General features: G+C 77.1%; 1 protein-coding gene. It reads right to left on the bottom strand.

The window, feature by feature from the left end; genetic code table 11:
* On the bottom strand, positions 1-3239 hold a 3239-nt coding region (locus tag J0670_RS33825), incomplete at both ends, for a non-ribosomal peptide synthetase (protein ID WP_207816135.1).

Raw genomic sequence — 3239 nt, 5'->3', positions numbered from 1 at the left:
CGAAGGCCTCGGCCAGGCGCGCGGTGAGCCGGATGCTGAGGATGGAGTCGCCGCCCAGCTCGAAGAAGCCCTCGGTGACGCCGGGCGGGCGGATGCCCAGGACCTCGCCGAAGAGTTCGGCGGTGCGGCGTTCGGCGGCGGTGCGCGGCTCGACCCGCTCGCGGGGCCCTCCGTCGTGATCAGCGCCGGGCGCGGGGAGGGCGGAGCGGTCGAGCTTGCCGTTGCGGCTCAGCGGCAGGGCGGCGAGCGGGACGAAGGCGGCGGGGACGAGGTAGTCGGGCAGGGTGCGGGCGGCGAAGGCCCGCAGTTCCTCCGGTTCGGCGCCGGCCGGGCCGACGACGTACGCGACCAGCCGCCGGGCGCCGGGCCGGTCCTCGCGGGCGACCACGGCGAGGTCGGTGACCCCGGGGTGGGCGGCGAGGGCGGCCTCCACCTCGCCGGGCTCGACCCGGAAGCCGCGGATCTTCACCTGGTGGTCGGCGCGGCCGAGGAACTCGACGGTGCCGTCCGAACGCCGCCGGGCCAGGTCGCCGGTGCGGTACATCCGGGCACCGGGCGGCCCGTACGGGTCGGCGAGGAAGCGGGCCGCGGTCGCACCGGGGCGGCCGAGGTAGCCGCGGGCGACGCCCTCGCCGGCCAGGTACAGCTCGCCCGCGAAGCCCGGGGGGACGGGCCGCAGGCGCCGGTCGAGGACGTGGACGCGCCGGTCGTCCAGGGGGCGGCCGATGGGGACGGTGTCGGGCACCGCCGCCGCGTCGGTGAGCTCGTGGGCGGTGGCGAAGGTGGTGGTCTCGGTGGGCCCGTAGCCGTCCACCACGGTGAGCCCGGGGCAGGCGGCCAGGACCCGCCGTACGGCGGCGGCGGGCACCACGTCGCCGCCGGTCCACAGGGTGCGCAGGCCGGCGAAGCAGTCCGGCGCGTCCTGGGCGAGCAGCCGGAAGAGCCCGGCGGTGAGCCACAGCGCCGTGGGGCCGTCCGGCCCGGCGAGGCGGCGCAGCAGGGCCGCGTCCACCGGCCCGTCGGGGGCGACGAGGACGCAGCCGCCGGTGAGCAGGGGCGCCCACACCTCGAAGGTGGCGGCGTCGAAGGCCACCGGCGAGTGCAGCAGCACCCGTTCGCACCGGCCGTCGGCGAAGCGGCCGTCGGTGGCGAGGGAGGCGACGTCGCGGTGGCGGACGGCCACGGCCTTGGGCTCGCCGGTCGAGCCGGAGGTGTACATCACGTAGGCGAGCCGGTCGGGGTCGGCAGGCGGCAGGGGTGCGTTGGCCGCTTCGGTCCGGACGGCTGCGACGTCGGCGGCGCTGAGGCGGCGGGTGGCGCCGGCCCGGGCGAGCAGAGCGCGGCGGCGCTCCTCGGGGGCCCTCAGGTCGACGGGCAGGTAGGCGCCGCCCGCCTTGAGGACGGCCAGTTGGGCGACGACGATTTCGGCCGAGCGGTCAAGCTCCAGCGCCACCGGCTCCTCGGGCGCCAGGCCTTCGGCGAGCAGCCGGGCCGCCAGGCCGTCCGACCAGGCGTCGAGCCGGCGGTAGGTCAGTTCGCGGTCGCCGTCGCGGACGGCGGGCGCCTCGGGGGTGCGGCGGGCCTGCTCGGCGAAGAGCGTCAGCGGGCTGTTCGGTGCGGCCGGGCGGGCGGTGGAGTGCCAGGCGGCGAGCAGCTCCCGGTCGGCCGGGGTGAGGAGGTCGAGGTCGGCGAGGTCTCCGTCGAGGCCTTCGGCGAGGGCGGTGAGCAGCAGGGCGAGGCGGTCGGCGGCGTCCTCGGCCGTCCGGCGGTCGAAGAGCGCGGGGTCGTAGGCGAGGTCGAAGCCGAGCCGGTCGGTGAGGTGGGCGCGCAGGCACCAGGGGAAGGTGGTGGCGTCGTCGGCGCGCACCTCGACCACCCGGACCCCGGTGCGGGCCTCGGCCGACTCGTCGACGGGGTAGTTCTCGAACACCAGCATGCTGTCGAACAGCGGCTCCCCGGCGGGCAGTTCGCCGAGTGCCTGGATGCGGGGCAGTGCCAGGTGGTCGTGGCGGCGGCCTTCGCTCTGGCGGTCCTGGAGCTCGCGCAGCCAGGGCAGCACCCCGCCGGCGGCGATCGGTATCCGAGTCGGCACGGTGTTGATGAACAGGCCGATCATCGACTCGACGCCGGGCAGTTCGGCCGGGCGTCCGGACACGGTGGTGCCGAAGACCACGTCCTCGGCGCCGCCGTAGCGGGCCAGCAGCAGCGCCCAGGCGCCCTCCACCACGGTGTTGACGGTGAGTCCGGCGGCTGCGGCGCGTTCGCGCAGCCGGGCGGAGAGCGACTCGTCCAGCGCGCGGTGGACGGCGGCGGTGGAGCGGGCACGGTGGGCTTCGGCGGGCCGGCGGTCGTACGGCAGCGGGGTCCGTTCGGTGAACCCGGCCAGGGCGTCGGCCCAGTGGGCCTCGGCGGCCTCCTCGTCCTGCTCGCGCAACCAGCCCAGGAAGTCCGCGAAGGGCCGCCGGACCGGCCTCGGGGCCTGCGGGCCGCCGGTCAGCGCGGCGTACTCCTCGCACACCTCGGTGAGCAGTTGGCCGGTGCTCCAGCCGTCCAGGATCAGGTGGTGGGTGGACCACAGCAGCAGGACCTCGTCGCCGGGCAGCGCGGCCAGGGTGAGCCGGGTGAGCGGCGCGGTGGTGAGGTCCAGTGCGGTGGCGCGCTCCTGGGCGAGCAGCCGCTCGGTCTCCGACTCCCGCTGCCCGGGCGCCAGTTCGCGCCGGTCCAGGTGGCGGACGGGCAGCGCGGCGCGGCGGGCGACCACCTGGACGGGGTGCGGCAGGCCCCGCCAGTGCACGGCGGAGCGCAGCGCCGGGGTGCGGTCGGCGACGCGCTGCCAGGCCTCGGCGAAGGCCCTCGGGTCGGCGACTCCGGCGAGGCGGACGGCGATCCGGTCGACGTAGGCGCCGTCGGTGTCGACGAGTCCGTGGAAGAGCATGCCGGACTGCAACGGGGTCAGCGGCAGCACGTCCTCGACCTCGCGGCCGTCGCCGACCAACCGGTCCAGCCGCGCCTGGTCGAGGCCGGCCAGCGGGAAGTCCGAGGGGGTGCGGCCGCCGGCGCCGGGGCGGGCGCAGTGCTCCGCGAGGTCGCGCAGCGCGGCGGCCGTCTCCTCGGCGAGGGCGCGGACGGTGGCCTCCTCGTAGACGGCCGAGGGGTAGGTCCACTCCAGTTCCAGGCGGCCTGCTTGGACGATGCCGGTGATGTCCAGCAGGTAGGGGCGGGGCGCGTCGGGGTCGGTG

The organism is Streptomyces sp. FH025, from assembly GCF_017427025.1.
Taxonomy (GTDB): Bacteria; Actinomycetota; Actinomycetes; order Streptomycetales; family Streptomycetaceae; genus Kitasatospora.
The sequence above is the reverse complement of the archived record's forward strand: the minus strand, read 5'-3'. Positions and strand labels throughout refer to the sequence as shown.